16 protein-coding genes, 1 tRNA gene and 1 pseudogene are annotated in these 17,827 nt (G+C 48.7%); 7 read left to right on the plus strand and 11 right to left on the minus strand.

Annotation, left to right across the window (positions count from 1 at the left end):
* Positions 1 to 18: 18 nt before the first annotated feature.
* The 4 genes from ctaD (at position 19) to ACKFKF_RS08240 (ending at position 4,894) form a co-directional block, all read left to right on the plus strand.
* Complete coding sequence (gene ctaD, locus ACKFKF_RS08225; protein ID WP_446858292.1) at positions 19 to 1,716, plus strand: cytochrome c oxidase subunit I; 1,698 nt, start codon at positions 19 to 21, stop codon at positions 1,714 to 1,716.
* A 9-nt stretch (positions 1,717 to 1,725) separates the two neighbouring features.
* Positions 1,726 to 2,334 (plus strand): cytochrome c oxidase subunit 3, encoded by a 609-nt coding sequence (locus ACKFKF_RS08230; RefSeq protein ID WP_446867299.1) that lies wholly within the window; start codon positions 1,726 to 1,728, stop codon positions 2,332 to 2,334.
* A 44-nt stretch (positions 2,335 to 2,378) separates the two neighbouring features.
* Complete coding sequence (locus ACKFKF_RS08235; RefSeq protein WP_446867300.1) at positions 2,379 to 3,887, plus strand: GMC oxidoreductase; 1,509 nt, start codon at positions 2,379 to 2,381, stop codon at positions 3,885 to 3,887.
* Positions 3,888 to 3,985: 98 nt separating this feature from the next.
* On the plus strand, positions 3,986 to 4,894 hold the full coding sequence (locus tag ACKFKF_RS08240; protein ID WP_446867301.1) for a hypothetical protein: 909 nt from the start codon (positions 3,986 to 3,988) through the stop codon (positions 4,892 to 4,894).
* A gap of 605 nt (positions 4,895 to 5,499) precedes the next feature.
* Here ACKFKF_RS08240 and ACKFKF_RS08245 read toward each other — a convergent pair.
* Positions 5,500 to 5,847 carry a hypothetical protein gene (locus tag ACKFKF_RS08245; RefSeq protein WP_446867302.1) on the minus strand — a complete coding sequence of 116 codons (348 nt, stop codon included), beginning with the start codon at positions 5,845 to 5,847 and terminating at the stop codon, positions 5,500 to 5,502.
* Positions 5,848 to 6,221: 374 nt separating this feature from the next.
* Here ACKFKF_RS08245 and ACKFKF_RS08250 point away from each other — a divergent pair, with 374 nt between their 5' ends.
* Positions 6,222 to 7,253: a formylglycine-generating enzyme family protein gene (locus ACKFKF_RS08250; RefSeq protein ID WP_446867303.1), complete on the plus strand. Its 1,032-nt coding sequence runs from the start codon at positions 6,222 to 6,224 to the stop codon at positions 7,251 to 7,253.
* A 17-nt stretch (positions 7,254 to 7,270) separates the two neighbouring features.
* Here the strand turns inward: ACKFKF_RS08250 and ACKFKF_RS08255 are convergent, their stop codons facing one another.
* From ACKFKF_RS08255 to ACKFKF_RS08280, 6 genes are all read right to left on the minus strand, one after another.
* Positions 7,271 to 7,648, minus strand: a complete 378-nt coding sequence (locus ACKFKF_RS08255) for a helix-turn-helix domain-containing protein (RefSeq protein ID WP_446867304.1) — start codon at positions 7,646 to 7,648, stop codon at positions 7,271 to 7,273.
* Positions 7,648 to 7,785, minus strand: a complete 138-nt coding sequence (locus ACKFKF_RS08260) for an AraC family transcriptional regulator N-terminal domain-containing protein (protein ID WP_446867305.1) — start codon at positions 7,783 to 7,785, stop codon at positions 7,648 to 7,650. The genes ACKFKF_RS08255 and ACKFKF_RS08260 overlap by 1 nt, the downstream gene beginning before the upstream one ends.
* Before the next feature lie 258 nt (positions 7,786 to 8,043).
* Positions 8,044 to 8,373: an AraC family transcriptional regulator gene (locus ACKFKF_RS08265; protein ID WP_446867306.1), complete on the minus strand. Its 330-nt coding sequence runs from the start codon at positions 8,371 to 8,373 to the stop codon at positions 8,044 to 8,046.
* Positions 8,374 to 8,500: 127 nt separating this feature from the next.
* Positions 8,501 to 8,587, minus strand: a tRNA-Ser gene (locus ACKFKF_RS08270).
* 283 nt (positions 8,588 to 8,870) lie between these two features.
* Positions 8,871 to 11,006, minus strand: coding sequence for a glycine--tRNA ligase subunit beta (glyS, locus tag ACKFKF_RS08275; protein WP_446867307.1), 2,136 nt, complete (start codon positions 11,004 to 11,006; stop codon positions 8,871 to 8,873).
* Between the two features lie 74 nt (positions 11,007 to 11,080).
* Positions 11,081 to 11,722 (minus strand): Uma2 family endonuclease, encoded by a 642-nt coding sequence (locus tag ACKFKF_RS08280; protein WP_446867308.1) that lies wholly within the window; start codon positions 11,720 to 11,722, stop codon positions 11,081 to 11,083.
* A gap of 188 nt (positions 11,723 to 11,910) precedes the next feature.
* Here ACKFKF_RS08280 and ACKFKF_RS08285 point away from each other — a divergent pair, with 188 nt between their 5' ends.
* A complete protein-coding gene (locus tag ACKFKF_RS08285) occupies positions 11,911 to 12,531 on the plus strand; it encodes an FMN-dependent NADH-azoreductase (RefSeq protein ID WP_446867309.1) in 621 nt (206 codons plus the stop codon).
* Positions 12,532 to 12,667: 136 nt separating this feature from the next.
* On the opposite strand, the gene ACKFKF_RS08290 is transcribed toward ACKFKF_RS08285, so the two are convergent.
* Positions 12,668 to 13,582: a M14 family zinc carboxypeptidase gene (locus tag ACKFKF_RS08290; RefSeq protein ID WP_446867310.1), complete on the minus strand. Its 915-nt coding sequence runs from the start codon at positions 13,580 to 13,582 to the stop codon at positions 12,668 to 12,670.
* Between the two features lie 243 nt (positions 13,583 to 13,825).
* On the opposite strand from ACKFKF_RS08290, the gene ahr reads away from it, so the two are divergent.
* Positions 13,826 to 14,827, plus strand: coding sequence for an NADPH-dependent aldehyde reductase Ahr (ahr, locus tag ACKFKF_RS08295; RefSeq protein WP_446867311.1), 1,002 nt, complete (start codon positions 13,826 to 13,828; stop codon positions 14,825 to 14,827).
* A 19-nt stretch (positions 14,828 to 14,846) separates the two neighbouring features.
* On the opposite strand, the gene ACKFKF_RS08300 is transcribed toward ahr, so the two are convergent.
* The 3 genes and pseudogenes from ACKFKF_RS08300 to ACKFKF_RS08310 form a co-directional block, all read right to left on the minus strand.
* Positions 14,847 to 15,437 (minus strand): hypothetical protein, encoded by a 591-nt coding sequence (locus ACKFKF_RS08300; RefSeq protein ID WP_446867312.1) that lies wholly within the window; start codon positions 15,435 to 15,437, stop codon positions 14,847 to 14,849.
* 96 nt (positions 15,438 to 15,533) lie between these two features.
* Positions 15,534 to 16,223, minus strand: a pseudogene (locus ACKFKF_RS08305) (serine/threonine protein kinase).
* A 12-nt stretch (positions 16,224 to 16,235) separates the two neighbouring features.
* Positions 16,236 to 17,642, minus strand: coding sequence for a serine/threonine protein kinase (locus ACKFKF_RS08310; RefSeq protein ID WP_446867313.1), 1,407 nt, complete (start codon positions 17,640 to 17,642; stop codon positions 16,236 to 16,238).
* Positions 17,643 to 17,827 lie beyond the last annotated feature (185 nt).

The following is a 17,827-nucleotide window of genomic DNA, read 5'->3' on the forward strand; positions in this document are numbered from 1 at the left end:
CCTCATCCCTTCCCCCTAATGGCCAACATCCCCGTTGAAGCAATTGGTGTCACTCGCGCCCAACCCTATCCCGGCGCACCCGACAACTGGAAACGATTTTTCACCTTCAGCACCGATCACAAAGTCATTGGCATTCAGTATATTTTCACGTCGTTTTTCTTTTTTCTCGTCGGTGGACTGTTCTCAATGGTCATGCGCGGCGAGTTGATTAGTCCTGATACCGATCTGGTCGATCGTACCGTCTACAATGCGCTATTCACGATGCACGGCTCGATCATGCTGTTTCTCTGGACGTTCCCTGTTTTGGTGGGATTGTCAAACTATCTAGTGCCCTTGATGATTGGGGCGCGAGACATGGCCTTTCCTCGGCTAAATGCGGTTTCGTTTTGGATGATCCCCGTGGTTGGGGTGTTGATGATTGGCAGTTTTTTGGTGCCCGGTGGCCCGTCTCAATCGGGGTGGTGGGCCTATCCTCCTGTCAGCTTGCAAAATCCAACGGGCAACTTGATCAATGGTCAGGTGTTGTGGATTTTGGCGGTGGCGATTTCTGGTGTGTCGTCGATTATGGGCGCAGTGAATTTTGTCACGACCATTTTTAGAATGCGGGCACCGGGAATGACCTGGTTTAGAACGCCTGCTTTTGTCTGGTCAGTATTGGCGGCGCAGTTAATTCAACTCTACGGACTGCCCGCTTTGACGGCGGGGGCGGTCATGCTGCTGCTCGATTTAACCGTGGGAACGAGCTTCTTTACCCCTGAGCGGGGCGGCAATCCGGTGTTGTATCAGCATTTTTTCTGGTTCTATTCTCACCCGGCGGTCTATGTGATGATCTTGCCTGTGTTTGGGATTTTTTCAGAAGTGCTGCCTGTCCATGCGCGCAAGCCGCTGTTTGGGTATCGAGTCATTGCCGTTTCATCGGTTCTGATTACGGTGATTAGTGCCACGGTTTGGGTACATCATATGTTTGCCAGCGCGACACCGGGTTGGATGCGGATCGGCTTTATGTTTACCTCGATGCTGGTCGGAGTCCCCACTGGGATTAAGGTCTTTGGCTGGGTGGCGACGATTTGGGGCGGTAAGATTCGATTGACGACTCCGATGTTGTTTGCGTTGGGGGGCATTGTTAATTTTGTGTTTGCGGGTGTGACTGGCATCATGTTGGCATCCGTTCCGATCGACATTCACGTTAACAATACCTACTTTGTCGTCGGTCACTTTCACTATGTGATTTATGGTGCGATCGTCTTTGGCATTTACGCCGGGTTGTATCACTGGTTTCCCAAAATCACCGGCCGCATGTACTACGAAGGTCTAGGGAAGGTTCACTTTATCCTCACCTTTATTGGAACAGCGCTCACTTTTCTACCGATGCACGCAGCCGGACTAATGGGAATGCCCAGACGAGTCGCTTCCTATGATCCAGAGTTTGCTTTTTGGAATGTGTTGGCTAGTTTGGGTGGGTTCTTACTAGGAATCTCAACATTGCCTTTTATTCTCAACATGGTGAGTTCCTGGATTCGGGGTGAAAAAGTGGGCAACAATCCCTGGCGAGCAATCGGGCTAGAGTGGCTGACCACCTCACCACCTCCCGTCGAGAACTTTGAAGAAATTCCAGTCGTGATCTCGCCTCCCTATGGCTACGGCAGCAATGAACCCCTGGTCGCAACTAGCCCCAATCCAGACCTCCCACAATCGCCTGACATCCCTACTACCTAGGAGCCAATCATGACCGCAGAAAGAGCGATCGCCCAAGAAGTTGAAGCCGACGTTCGGCAGACTCAAGAACATGACGAAGCAGGCAACAGTAAGTTTGGCTTTATTGTATTTTTGCTGTCGGAGAGCGTGATCTTTCTCAGCTTTTTTGTTGGCTACATTGTCTACAAAACAACGACCGCTGACTGGTATCCGCCCGGAGTCACAGGTCTAGAGGTTGACGCACCGAGAATTAATACGATCGTTTTAGTCTCCAGTAGCTTTGTGATCTATGTGGCCGAGCGCTATTTGCATGACAAAAAACTGTGGGGATTTCGGCTGTTTTTGCTGGCGACAATGGTCATGGGGGGCTACTTCCTATATGGACAAGCGATCGAGTGGCGCAGTTTGACCTTTGGCTTTACGTCTGGCTTGTTTGGCGGAACGTTCTACTTACTCACTGGATTTCACGGTCTGCACGTTCTTACGGGTATTTTGCTTCAAGTGTTGATGTTGGGGCGATCGTTTTATCCGGGCAACTACGACAATGGTTTCTTTGGGGTTGAAGCAACTTCGCTATTCTGGCATTTTGTTGATGTAATCTGGATTGTTTTGTACATTCTCATCTATGTTTGGCAGTGAGTGTTTCTCTATTAGCTTCTCTATTAGCACCGTGAGGAAGAACCATGATCATTGATGATCAGTACTACGATGTTATTATCATTGGCACTGGGGCAGGCGGCGGCACTTTGGCGCGGAAGTTGGCTCCCACAGGCAAAAAGATTTTGGTGCTAGAGCGAGGCGACTTTTTGGTCAAAGAGAGTTCGGAGCTAATCGATACAGAAGTATTCAAAAAGGAGCAGTTTCACGCACCTGAGCAGTGGTACGACTCCCAGGGAGAGCCGTTTACTCCACAAGCTCAATATGCAGTGGGCGGCAACACCAAACTTTATAGCGGCGTGTTGATGCGGATGCGCGATCGAGACTTTGCCGACGTTCAACATCAAGACGGCCTTTCTCCTGCCTGGCCCCTCACCTACCAGGACTTTGAACCCTACTACACCGAGGCTGAGAAACTTTATCAAGTCCACGGCAAATCTGACGACGACCCGACTGAGCCGCCCCATAGTGAACCTTATCCCCACTCGGCGATCGCTCACGAATCCCACATTCAAACCATCAGCGATATTCTCTCAAAACAGGGACTTCACCCGACTTACTTGCCTCTAGGATTGGGCGATCAGGGCAGAACTGATTCAGAAGACAGTGGCATCACGCCTGCCCTTCAACACGCCAACGTCACCCTCAAAACCTCTGCTCAAGTCGTTTGTCTTCACACCAATCCTTCTGGCTCTGAAGTCAAAGCTGTCCAGGCCAAAATAGGCGAGCAGTCCTATCTGTTTTTGGGACACATCATTGTGCTGTCTTGCGGAGCAATCAATTCGGCGGCTCTACTGCTGCGGTCTGCTAACGAAAAATACCCCAACGGCATTGCGAACGGGTCTGATCTGGTTGGTCGTCACTTGATGAAACAACAGTTGTCTGTCGTCGTGCAGTTAACTGCTTCGGCTAATTCGGGATTGTTTCAGCGATCGCTCAGTCTCAACGATTTCTATTGGGGAAACGGCGACTATCCGTATCCGATGGGGCATGTACAAAACTCTGGTGGCATTCTACAAGACGTGATCTTTTCAGAAGCGCCTCCGATTCTCTCAGTCTTGACTCGACTCATGCCAGAATTTGGGCTACGACAGTTGGCGACTCGCTCGATCGGCTGGTGGCTCCAAACCGAAGACTTGCCCGACCCCAACAATCGAGTCCGACTAGCGGGCGATCGCTTGCATCTAGATTATCAGCCTAAGAATGTTGAGGCCCACGATCGCTTAGTTTATCGCTGGATTGATGTGTTGAAGGCGATCGAAGCGGACAGTCCGACATTGTTTAATCGAGGGGCGATTCATCCGCGTAGCGATATGCCCATTCAGGTGGTGGCGCATCAGTGTGGGACTTGTCGGTTTGGGTCAGACTCGACGACTTCGGTGTTGGATCTCAACTGTCGTTCCCATGAGGTTGACAATCTTTATGTGGTGGATGGGAGTTTCTTTCCGTCTAGTGCGAGTGTCAGTCCGGCGCTGACGATCATTGCGAATGCGTTGCGGGTAGGCGACCACTTAATTGAGCGGTTGGAGGGCTGATAGTCCGTAGTAGCGAGTCTAGTGAACGATCGATCACCAGATCTGCAAGCTATGATTGCAACAGCAGTCTACTCAGCCTTCTGTTAAGTTTGAGAGCTATGAATCGTGACGCTCAACTACCTGATCTATTTTCTACTGCGGACTGTATCGAGGCGATTAAAGCATTCGCGCTGGGGGAATTCGATCGCCAAATTCAACATCACCAACTCTACTACCACACCCGCGATCATCTGGCTCAAGTCCAACGGCGATCGCAGCTAATCTTCCAAACTATCAGCCCTGGCTTGCATCAATCTGAGGTAGAACAGTCTCAAATGCAGCGCCTGTTGGATCTGTGTGTGATTGTTCATGATATGGTGCAAATCTTTGAAGTACAGCCGCAGCATACTTCTCGGCAAAGAATGGCAGGGGTGAGTGAAACCGCGACCATCGATCGCTTACTGGAGTACATTCATGCTCACCATTGCGAACAACTCACCGAATTAGATCAAGCCATACTGCGATCGGCAATCGCTGCCACAGTTTGCGCCTATGACACTGCCGAGCAAGCAATCTATCAGCCTGCTTTAGATCAAATGGATTTGCCGATCGTGGCACGAATTCTAGCATTGGCCGATTTGGGTGCATTAGGAATCGACGGAATTGCAATGTACAACCAGGAAGGAAGCCTATTGTTTTTAGAAGAAAATCCAGACGTGATTCCACTGTTGTTAGACGGCACGATTTACCAACTAGAAACGACTGATCCAGCCCTGGCAAAAAACATTCAGCAACGCTTACTCAAACGCTGTCACTTTCAAATCAACTTTGCAAAAAGTCGGGTAAAACGCATTGATCAAGAACTCGCTGGATTTCCAACAGCAGCGATCGCACCGCTTCGTCACGAGGTCTTTCAGCACTTAACACCCGCCACAATCCAAACGCTGAAATCCACTACGCCCACAGATAATCAAACTTCACTAGAGGAACTGCTGCGGTTTTTTGAGTTCGATCGCTACCTGGATTAACGTGAATTCGATGAAGTTCTTTTGCTTCGTTACTTAAGTCTTCTGCCCCCCAAGCTGCCAATTCTGAGGAGCTTTCGGATCAACTCTTCTTTGCTGTAACGTTGTTGGCACACTGCCATGCTGTCCTCAACTCCAACTACATCTTGGTCGGGTGGCAACTGACATCGTAGAGGATGTTGCGCCGGGAATAATGCGGCCGCCTGCTGCAAGAAACAGAGGGTAAATTGGCAGTAGATAGTAATACCGCGCCTCAAATAGTAAAAACAATCCTAAGATGACAACAAACGTCTAGCAAAAGCTTGATATTTTCTGCCTCCTCGCGCAAATAAGTAGTAGTAAACGCCTGCTAGCCAGACTGGAAATGCCAGAGGGTTCATCAGAATGAACTGAACGCAAATAGCGCCATCGAAAACTTGTTCATTAGTCCGATACCGACAACGATGCCTGCAATCAGCCATAGTTTAGAATTTTCGTACTTCAGAATCAAAATTGCTCAATAAGCGCATAGCATCCAAAGTAGCAGTTCAAACGCATTCATCGTCAGAATGGTTTGCATAGAAGTAGCATTGTTGGCGGAATTCTCCTAACTGGATGTGGTTCTTGGTTCAAAATGTTCTACTTTGCATCTGTTCTTGCTGCCAATCTACTCCTTCTGCAAAACCTCGACGGTAGTAGAGAAACACGCTCAGCAAGTAATGTAACAGAGGCGAGAAATGCTGCGTTGAGCCGTTTCTCCAACCCACACAATAAAGCCGATACAACGTTCCCATCCGCTCACACTGCATACTCTGACTCGAATCACTGATATTGTTCACGTTGAATCGCGCCTCGTTATGCACAGCCTCATCGTTTTGTCCTGCCCTCAAGGTTGTGCAGTGAATGATGGGAGGCGCGTTAGACACGCAGAGTTGAGGATAGTCATAGAATACTCCTCGGTAGCAAAGACGTTTCATCACTTTTACCTCTTTGAATGAACATGGAGTTGTAGCAGGAATCCTTTATTGCTCTGACCAACTCTCTAGGGATGAAATTGAGACCGATCAATCTTCTCCCATGATTCCAGTGGGACGATTAATTGAATATTTATGCAGGCATCACTGAGAGAATGAAGAATTTTCTGAAAAGTTATATAAAAGTTAGAAGCTGAGTTTAGATTGAGCATAAAAACGGTTAAAAAAGTCAGAACTTCTTCGGGCAAAGGGTCTGATGTAGCTCGGATGCTCTTCGCTTTGTATTTTTTGATGATTCGACTGCATAAACTGCCCACAGCGGAACCCACCGAAACAAGAGGAGAGCATTTCGAAATTCTGAGCAGAATGGAGTAGCCATGCCCTTTGAAGAAACTCGCACCTTTGAGTTTGATGTTGCAACCTTAGAACGGGAAAGCCAATTTTTAGGCATTGGCAATCGTTGGGTGATCGATCGCTACTCAAAGCAGGCAATCAGCCTGATTGAAGGTTTAGCAGGGGGAATCGAATTAGAATTGGTTCAAATCCCAGGCGGGAGTTTCCTGATGGGATTGCCACCGCATGAACAAGTTCTCACTTTCCTTCCTGACAGCGAAAGTCCTCAGCATATCGTCACAATTCAGCCGTTTTGTATGGGTAAGTACCCTGTCACCCAAGCCCAATGGCGAGCCGTTGCTGCTCTCCCTCCTGTCAACTGTGACCTCGACCCTGACCCGTCTACGTTCAAAGGGGATAGTCTGCCAGTCGAAGGCGTGACTTGGCACGATGCGGCTGAATTTTGCGATCGCTTAACTCAACAGACCCAACGAGCCTATCGCCTCCCGACTGAAGCCGAATGGGAATATGCGTGTCGTGCAGGAACGACGACCCCCTTTCACTTCGGTGAGAAATTGTCACCAGAACTGGCAAACTACAAGACAAGTGCGATACAAACTTATAAGGCTGACTACAGCTATAGTATCGGGCTAGGCAGAGAAAGCCGTGGGTCAACCACACCTGTAGGTAGCTTTGGTGTTGCCAATGCCTTTGGGCTATACGATATGCACGGCAATGTCTGGGAGTGGTGCCTGGATGATTGGCACAGTGGCTATGAAGGTACACCCACAGATGGCAGTGCTTGGGTTGATGGCGATAATACGAATCCGTCTCGAAAACCTTACAGAGCAGAGCAGCGGAATGGGATATGGTTCGTTTATCCAGTTGATTGCCCCTCTGCATATCAACCCTTATATCCAGATGAAGGTGAAGCGGAGTGGTGGGATCGCTCAGTGCTGCGGGGCGGTTCGTGGTTCGCGCATTCTGCTGACTGCCGCTCTGGATACCACCTTCTAGATGATACAACTAGCCGCGTCGTCTGCGCTAAAGACATTGGCTTTAGGGTCGTCTGTTAAATCCATCTGAGTTTTGCTCAAGAAGCGATGCGTAACCGCGCAACATCTCGAATCGGGGAAGCCCCAAACATGCGGGAATATTCACGGCTGAACTGCGAAGGACTCTCGTACCCAACCCGATGAGCCGCCTGAGTTGCATCAACATTCTCGGTCAGCAGCATCTGACGCGCAGCTAATAGTCTCAATTGTTTTTGATACTGTAGCGGACTCATCGAAGTGACGGCTTTGAAGTGGCGGTGGAACGATGCAGGAGACATATTTGCTTGTTCAGCTAGTTCCTCAACCCGCAGAGGCTTGATAAAGTCAGCTTTAATCCGTTTGAGGACTTCGGCAATGCGCTGCATACTACTGCCAGAAGTCGCAATTTGACGCACGGCTTCGCCTTGTTCGCCCATCAGAAGAGGTAATACATTTCGCGAATGATCATCGGTGCGAGAAACGGAATATCCTGCGGTGTGTCTAAAAGCTGTGTCAGGCGAATGGCGCAGTCAATCAAAGAGAGTTCGGCATCGCTAATAAACCAGCCTCTCACTGAGTTTTCTGGTTGACCGCTACCGAGGGTTCATTTGAGCGATGATGTCACACGGTTGAACAGGGTCTAAATTCAGCTTAAATCCTAAATAAACGTGAATTCGATGAAATCTTTCGCTGCGGTTGTTAATCTAGGCAGCCCCCTAAATCCCCCACGAGTGAGGGACTTTGAACCCAAAATCTTGTCTTAAAGTCCCCCATTTTTGGGGGGTTGGGGGGCAGAAGCACTGAAGAACGAAGCAAAAAAACTTCATCGAATTCACGTTAAATAAGGCTGATCGGGGGATGCCTCGATCGCAAATCCACTCAGCGGCAAATCGACCGAAATGACGAGATACTGAGCAACACCATATCGATAGGCTTCCTCATTTAGTAACACTTGTTTTTGCCCCTGAACCACGATAGCGAGAATCGGGTCGCTGACCCCGTGCATTGCTGTACAAGTATCGATCTGCTGCATGAACTCTAGAGGCGCGATCGCAGTTGCACAAGTACCGTTTCCCTTGCCGTTTGGGTGCCGAGCGACCAATGTTGCCAGTTCTTTGCATTTGCCTGCCGCGCGCTCGTGGGTCAGTGTTTCGATCGTCATGGTCAAAAGGTGTCCAAAGACCTCCAAAAATACCCAATCGATCGCCCAAAAAGAAGCCCCCGAAATTTAGAGGGTTCTCTGAAACCATTACTATATCTAGGTTTTGGACTATATTTAGGTTTTAGAACGGAGAGAGAGGGATTCGAACCCTCGTTAAAGTTACCCCTAAACAGCATTTCCAGTGCTGCGCCTTCAACCACTCGGCCATCTCTCCATTGGGTCTGTACCATTCTGCTTTTTAGCTTTCACAGTCACAGATTTATAATACTAGCAGAATTAGACCACACTGAAAAGTTTTTTGGAGATCTTATACAGGAATAGGGAGTGCCATTTAGGGAAGGACAGAGAAAAACACATCCAAGTGGGTGGTCTCCTGCTGCAAGGCTTCCGACAATGCCTGTCCAGCTTTTTCAAACTAGGACTACCAGATTGGAATAAGCTGCAACCCTCGTGTCACACTCAGTAGAACGTAGACATGGTTTAGTGGCATTCGTAGGTTAGCTTTTGACGATCGCTCCAAAGTCTGCCAACATTCGCGCATGGTTTCGTAAAATGCCCAGTAGGTTTAGGCGATTTTGTTTGATCGCCGGGTCAGAATCCATCACCAAAACGCTGTCTGCACCGTCGAAGAAGTTACTGACGGTTGGGGCGATTTTGCTCAGAGATTCGACCAGTTGGGGGTAGTTGGTTTGTGATTGCAGTTGTCCCAATGCGTCGTAGAAGGCTTGCTCTGAGGATTTTTGAAGCAGTTTGGGATCGACAGTGGACAGATCGAGCGATCGCGTATCCAAACTACCTTGGGCAGCCAGCCGAGAAGCACGATTCACAGTTTCATAAATGGTGGCGAGTCTACCGTCGTTGCGAATGGTTTGGAGAAAATGGGAACGATCGCGCACATCCAATAGATTTGACAACGCTCGATCGGCATACTCAGGATCATTTTCGCCAATGACCGCGTTTACGAGATCGTAATCAATATTTCGATCTTCTCGCAGTAGGGTGTGAATGCGTTGGAGAAAGAAATCTTTTAGCTGCTGTAATAGATCTGAGGATGGGAGCTTAATCACTTGGGCGTAATCAGCCGCAAAGCTAGAAACAATCTGTTGAAGAAGCTGGTGCAGATTTAAATTTAAGTCAGATGACCAGGTAATGTTAACGATCGCATTCGCTGCACGACGCAACGCAAACGGATCAGATGATCCCGTAGGAATTAGCCCCAATCCAAAAATGCTGACTAACGTATCGAGTCGATCGCTCAATCCCACCACTTGACCTGCCAGCGTTTGAGGCAAACTGTCTCCGGCACCTTTGGGTAAATAATGCTCAAAAATCGCCGTTGCTACCGCTTCAGACTCCTGACTGGTAAGCGCATATTTTTGCCCCATTACGCCCTGAAGTTCTGGAAATTCGCCCACCATTTGGGTGACTAAATCCGCTTTGCACAATAGGGCCGCCCGTTGAATGTAAGTGTGAGCATCGTCTGTAATGTGCAGTTGGTCTGAGATCAAATTTGCTATTGCCACAATTCGATCGACCTTAGCCCGCACTGATCCTAAGTCTTGTTGAAAGGTGACGGTTTCTAATTTAGGTAAGTAGCTTTCGAGTGAATGGGCGCGATCGGCCTCAAAGAAAAACTTGCCATCAGACAGTCTGGCTCGAATGACTCGCTCATTTCCGGCAGCGATGATGTCAGACTTTGCGGGGTCGCCATTGGAAGTCGTGATGAAATAAGGCAATAGTTCGTTAGAATTCTCACTTTTGAGAACGGGGAAGTAGCGCTGATGGCTCTCCATTTCGGTAATGATCACTTCTGACGGCAATTCCAAAAAGGCTGCATCAAACTTGCCCACGACAGCCGAGGGATACTCGACTAAATTCGTGACTTCTCGAAGCAAATGGGGCGCGATCGTAGCAACCCCTCCAATCCCCTGCGCCGCTTGCTGAACTTGTACTAAAATCGTCGCTTGTCGCTGCTCAATATCAACTTCCACAGACGCAGACCGTAATACCGAAACATAAGAGTCTGCATTGGGAATGGAAACGCTATCAGGATGTAAAACGCGATGACCAAAGGAGGTGCGATCGCTCTCAAAATGAATGGAATTACTTACCACTGAGATTGGCAACACTGCGTCATCTAACAATGCTACCAGCCAGCGAATCGGACGCGAAAAGCGAATATCACCATCGCCCCAGCGCATCAGCCGTTTACCTTCTAATTCGGTAATCCATTTGGGCACCCAATCGATGAGAATGTCGGCGATCGGGCGACCTTGAATCACTTTGCGAATGAAGACAAAATCACCTTTATCAGTAGGGCGGATCTCAAATGACTCGACAGTTACGCCTTGCTTTTGGGCAAATCCTGTGGCGGCTTTGGTCGGTTGTCCGTCTTTGAAGGCAGCTTGCGCGGGTGGCCCCTTGACTTCTTCGGTCTGGTCGGGCTGTTGGAGCGGTAGACCTTTGATCAACACTGCCAATCGGCGCGGCGTGCCATAGTACTCGATCGCTTCTGGAGTTAAAGACTGCTCAGTGAAGCTTTTGGGGATGCGCGATCGCCATTGATCCAGCGCTTCATCTACAAAGCTTGCGGGTAATTCTTCGGTGCCAACTTCCAACAAAAACGATGCCATGATTTTGAGTGCCCAGGGGCAAAATTGCCATAGTCAATCTCATCAGTTTACCGTGTCGGGAGGATGTGGGGCCTTCAGGCGCGAAACTGTTCCATGAGCCATGCGCCTACTTGGGATTGATCGGTTTCTCGACTGCGACGCAGCGCTGCTTCTAACGTTGAAATGGCTAACCCTGGTAGAGCTTTTGAGTAATCAATGCGGTGGCTGCCGCGATCGCTCATTTCATAAGCCAAAATCTGCATATTTTGCACATCCACCACCCAGTATTCCATAACGCCCATTTCTTCGTAGAGCGATCGCTTGGTGCCCTGATCATCTAATAGTGAAGTGACGGCAATTTCGATCGCTAAGTCGGGAGCCGCATATTTGTTGAGATCGACAATCATCGTGCCCCAGGGAATCAGTTTTGCCCGATCGCCCAGGTAGTAAGAAACATCAGGCTGACATTCTCGAACCCCTGATTTTCGATAGCTACAGTTGTCTTTTGCGTTGAGCGGGATGCCCTTGAGGATGCCAAACAAGCTGATGGCAGAAATGATCAGTGCATGATCGTTGGAGTGATCGGAACCTGTGCCTTGCATTTCTACTCTCGCGTGTCCTTTGTGGTAGTAGGCTTTGCCTTTTTCGTGAGCGGGGTCTTCGACAAATTGTAGGAATTCGTCCCAGGGGACAGCGACCCAAGTATCAGAGAGCAGTCTAGTTTGAACGTTACTCATGGTGCGATTGTTTGATGAATCATCGTTCTTTGCCCCAGCATAACCTTTAGTAGAGGCTACAGCTCTGACTAAAATTCAAAGCACCAACGATCGCTCACAGAAACCCAAAAGAGATCGCTGATTCCCCTCGATCGCAGCCCAATATCGCGTTACGATCCGGTTGGATCTGAACCTTAAAGGACTCATTCATGGCGCACATTCTGCATATCGACTCTAGCCCTCGCTCCGATCGCTCTCACTCTCGCAACCTTGCCCACCACTTTATCACCGCCTGGAAAGAGGCAAACCCTGGTGACAGCTTAACCTATCGGGACTTGGGACATCAGCCCGTCCCCCACGTCGATGAAGCCTGGATTGCTGCTGCCTACACTCCACCCGCCGACCACACCCCAGAACTTGCCAACTCGATCGCCATTTCTGACGAGCTAATTGACGAACTATTGGCAGCCGATCGCTATGTGTTTTCCGTCCCGATGTATAACCTCAGCATTCCCTCCAATTTCAAGGCGTATATTGATCAGATTGTACGCGCGGGCAAGACGTTTGGCGTGTCAGATCAGGGCTATGTACCGCTAGTTCATGGCAAAAAAATGCTGGTGATTACGTCTCGCGGAGCCGACTATCGCCCCGGTACACCCTTTGAGGGATATGACTTTCAGGAACCCTACATTCGGGCGATTTTTGGATTTATGGGTATCACCGATATCCAGTTCATTAATGCAAATGGAATTGATATGGGCGATCAGTCGCGCACTCAAGCACTAGAAGAGGCGAAGTCGGCAATCCAAACGACGATCGCTCAGTGGTAAACCAGTCTTAAGCAATGGGTAATTAACCATCTTACTAATGGCGGATTACCCATTCTGTATGAACGGCAAAAGTGAGCGGCGACAAGTAACACCAAAACGAAGCGAGAAGGCTTCATACGTCCGCTCCACTGCCGTGTTATGTCGTTACCGCAACATGCTCCATAACTGACCAAACCCAGCTTTTCATGATATGAAGTTGAGTGTCTAAATCAATTTCTTGAAATGAATAATTTGTGCGTCCTGTCTGCTTGAAGTCGCGGTTACATTGGTCGATCTCAGTAAGTGAAGCCTCTGCCAAAGCCGGACAGACTGCTAAAGGCATCTCTGAAGCTCCAACATACTGAGGCTGAAACCGATACGTTACGAAAGCAAGTGAACTACCAGGATAAGAGGCACTCAATTTTTCACGTTCAGGAATCCCTAGCTCAAAAAAACCTGAAGACAAAGCTTTTTGGGAAAGCCCAGTTGGATCTTGTGACAACAGTGAAATCCAATCTGGCGTTGTAGCTGCAACCCGGCTTGCAACTTGGCTCACCCAGTCCGAGTTAGAAGTGCTACTTACATAGAAAAATAATCCTGGACTAATACAATGGGCAGAGTGCAAAGAGAAATAAGCGTCAACTCGGTCAATCTGCTCAATCCATCGGCGAATCGCAACACATTCAGGATAAGTATCTATTGTGAAATGTCCCTCCAAATCTCGTTGATGATTCAGATTGAGTAGAGCTTGTAAGGTTACGGTTTCAGGTAACTCACTGGCGTTCCAAGACAAAAAATCTGGATCTGCCACAGGAACAATACAAAATCGAACGGCTGAAGGTGAATTGCTGACAAGTGTTTGAAGGATGGATATAGCAGTTAGTGGTGCGATCACTTCAGCAGCATGAAGTCCAGCTACGATCACGACTGTACGAGTCGCCTGTTCGTCCCCTACCGTCACTCCGTAAATTGATCGCCCCTCACCTGACACACCAATTTCTTCAACACAAGCCCCCAGAGCTTTCGTCTGCTGGATTAGCATATCTAGCTGTTTCAAATCAATCCATTCCATGACACTACCCATGAACTCCTCTTTAAGAATAGCGAGAGAACACTAGCATGACTTGGCTTTGCGCTGCGACCAGCAATCCCTCAACCACCGTCCACACCAATAACTTGAGGCGGCATAACAAATATTTTTTGCGATTTGTAGAACGATCGCTAAGTTTTTCCTTCAACTCGTAACAAAGACGTTGCTCAAATTGAGACACCTCTAGAATTCTGAAGCAGTGAACAGTCTTTCAGAGGAATCTTCATGATCCAAGCTTATGCAGCCGAAAAGCAAGACGCTGAATTAAAGCCTTTTGAGTTTGACCCCGGCACTTTGGGCAGCGAAGAGGTTGAAATTCAGGTGGAATATTGTGGAATCTGCCACAGTGATTTGAGTATGCTCAACAACGAGTGGGGCATGTCAACGTATCCGCTTGTCCCTGGGCACGAAGCCGTCGGCACGATCGCTCAGGTTGGCAGCGCTGTTCGCAGTCTCAAAGTGGGTCAGCGAGTCGGTGTCGGTTGGAATGCGCGATCGTGTATGACCTGTGAATGGTGTATGTCGGGCAATCACAATTTGTGTGTGAGTCTTGAGGCCTTGATTGTAGGGCGGCATGGAGCCTTTGCTGATAAAGTTCGCGTTCATCACGCTTGGGCGGTGCCATTACCGGAAGCAATCGATCCAGCGATCGCCGGCCCGTTGTTTTGTGGAGGCATTACGGTGTTCAGTCCGATTGTCGAATTTGGCATTAAGCCAACCGATCGTGTCGGTGTGATTGGCATTGGCGGATTGGGTCACATGGCGCTGCGATTTCTTCACGCTTGGGGCTGTGACGTGACGGCTTTCTCGACCAGCGCTGACAAAGAACCAGAAGCTAAAAAACTGGGCGCAAACCATTTCGTCAACTCTCGTGATGCAAATGCGCTCAAGGCGGTCGCCAATTCGTTTGATATGATTCTTTCGACGGTGAATGCTGATTTAGATTGGGCGACTTACATTGCTTGTTTGCGTCCCAAAGGTCGGCTGCATTTTGTGGGCGTTGCACCAAGCCCAGTATCCACTCATATGTTTCCGCTCATTATGAGTCAAAAGTTAATTTCGGGAAGTCCGTTGGGTAGTCCTGCAACGGTGGCTCAGATGCTCGATTTTGCAGCGCGACACCAGATCGAGCCGATTACCGAACTGTTTGCGTTTGATCAGGTGAATGAAGCGATCGATCGACTACACAGCAACCAAGCAAGATATCGAATTGTATTGAAGCACTAGCGCGCTAATCTGTTACGTCCTAATCTATCACGTCAATCACAGGCAAATCTAGCCAGTTGCTCAATTCATAGGCAATCCAGCAGAGTTCTTGCTCGGTAAAGAGGCGATCGTCGGTCAGTTCGATTGTCTCGCTGCCTGCCCAGATGATCAGTCGTCTGACTTGCCAGATCGGTTGATTGTCTAGATCGGTGCCGACTCGCATCCGGTGCAACGTGAGTCGGGAGATAACCTGTCTAGAAAGCGGGCGCGATCGATTCCATTTGAAGCCCAAAAATTCATCTTTGAAAGCAACTTCTTGAGCATCAATGCTCAACAGAAATCTCTTGAAGAAAGGCAGAAAAATTAAGGCGGCGATCGCTCCACTAGCAATCAGTTGCGTCATGCCAAAAGACAACCCAGTTTGAAAGCCACACACTGCACCCAATAATGACCAGCAGCCCAACAGCCCAGCGACAGACACCACTGTCAACAACACAACCTGACTGCCTTCTCTAGGAGCGATAATCTTAAGCGTGGAGGCGGTTTTGGTCAGAGAAAGGAGACTGTCGATCGGTCTTTTGGCAAGAACGAGTTGACTAATCGCGGGTCTGGGCTGTGGAGCATCAAGCAACCGGAGCGCTTCTTCCGCAGAAGACAGCCTTTGATCTAACGCAGGATCAGTCAGCCACTCCAGCCAGTCAGCAAACTCTAAACTAATTCGCGCTGCTTAACGAAATTGAATTTTGAAGTTGGTTTGTGGTAGCTCAGTGGGGTGTCGCCCTGTGACTAGATAAATTAGCGTTGCGCCCAAACTGTAGAGGTCAGAAATGGGGGTGACTCGTCCGCCAAACTGTTCGGGTGGCATGTAGCCATAGGTGCCAACGACGGTAATGGTTCCCCCTTCTAGTGCTGCGAGGTTTTGCACAGAGCCAAAATCGACGAGGTAAACTTGACCGGGACTGTTGCCCGATCGGTCACCCAACAACACATTACTCGGTTTGATGTCGCGATGAATGACAGGCGGCTAATAATGATGTAGATAGACAAGAATTTCGAGCAGTGATTTGGCTAATTGTTTGACTTCAGACTCGCTAAAACTGCGTCCAGCTTTGAGGTGCTCTTCGAGCGATCGACCTTCTACATAACTCTGAACTAATGCAAATCCTTTCTCATCTGTAGTGTTTAGCTCCAAATAGTCAAGATAGCGAGGAATTGCCGGATGGAAAAGGGTTTTCAGCGTTGCAGCTTCTCGCTCAAACAGTTTCAAATCTTGCCAATCAAAATCATTACCCAGTGATAATTTCTTAATTACCACCATTTCACTCGTCTGCAAATCTCGTGCCAACAGCGTTTGTCTTCCCGTTTGTCTTCCCAATTGCCGCTGGATCTCGTAACGTTCCGCTAGTATATCTGACATTGTAATTTCTGATTATCGAATGAGATCTCTCAACTCTTCTGGAGGAAGTTGTTTTGCATCTCTTATGTTCTGTTTTCCTAACTCCTTTTGGTTTTGCTCGTCATACCATCGGTTCACAATTCCATAGCTCACAAAACCCATCGAAATCACAATGCAAACTACAGAAGGAATCGCAAAGCCACGAACATCAGCAGACGAAAAAATAAACCCACCATCGTTAGGATTAGAAGTAGCAGGCAGTAGAAAGCTCCAAACACTTATCAGAATAGAAACAACTAAACTTGCGATCGTAGCCACTCTACGATGACGAAAGCGATCCTTCAACGGAAAGAAAAACAACCGAGTCAAGGTTCCAATTAACAGACCATTTACAACACCCAACAGTACACCACAAGCAACGCTAGCAGGAGCTAAGAAAATACCAATGAAAATACCCCCGCCACCAGTGGGAATGGCTGCTAAAAGACTAATTGCAACGCTAACGATCGCTCCGACAACCAATCCCCTACGAACGCTGCGCCCCATCGCATCAAGAATCAATCGAGTTGCACTGTTGGTTGTCCGATGATCAAGTGGTTGGAGATGTCTGATCTCAGGCTGATTTAATGCTTGCAAAGCCGATCGCGCCGAAGTAAACCGTTTCTCCACACTCGGAGCCGTTGCCTGCTTGATCCAGCTTCCAAACTCTGGACTAACCTGAGCAGCTTTTTCAAACTGAAGGCAAAGATTTCTTTGGGGCAAATCAGCCGGATGCATACCCGTCAGAAGCGCGATCGCTGTCGCCCCCAAGCTGTACAAATCCGATGCCGCAGAAGCCAGCCCGCCAAACTGCTCAGGTGGCATATAGCCATAAGTTCCGACTACGGTCACCGTCTGACCTTCTCTAGTTGCCAGCGTTTGCACAGACCCAAAATCAACCAGATACACCTGCCCCGCAGAATTGCCAGAACGGTCTGTCAGCAGCACATTACTCGGCTTAATATCCCGATGAATCACGGGAGGTTGACGACTGTGCAGATAGTCCAAAATGCCCAGCAGATCGTTGACAATTTGCTTGACTTCCAATTCGCTAAATCGTCGCCCTGCCTTGAGGTGATCTTCGAGCGATCGCGCCTCAATATAACTTTGAACCAGCGCAAACCCCTGACCATTGACAGTATCAATCTCAAACGAATCAACATAGCCAGGAATCGACGGATGAGAGAGCGATCGCAAGGTTTCAGTCTCGCGCTCAAACAGCTTCAAATCGTCCCAGGTAAAGTCGCTGCTAAACGTCAGACGTTTGATCACCACTGATTCGCCCGTCTGCAAATCTTGTGCCAACAGCGTTAGTCGCCCTGCTTTTTTGCCGAGTTGTTTTTGAATGTGGTAGCGATCGTGAAGTATTTCTGGCAACGAATCTTTCAGTACGTCTGACATCGCTCGTTTTGTACAAAGATGTGCCGATTCTAACCTAGCCAGATCGCCAACCACAAAACTTCATCCCCCCAACGACTGAACTTCCTCAACCGTCAGCCCTGTTTTTTGACTGATCATTTCAGCGTCCAGCACATCCAGTAATTGTCGAGCAATCTCGATCGCTTTCTGTCTGGCTCCCTGTTGCA

It is taken from the genome of Phormidesmis sp. 146-12 (genome assembly GCF_052939495.1).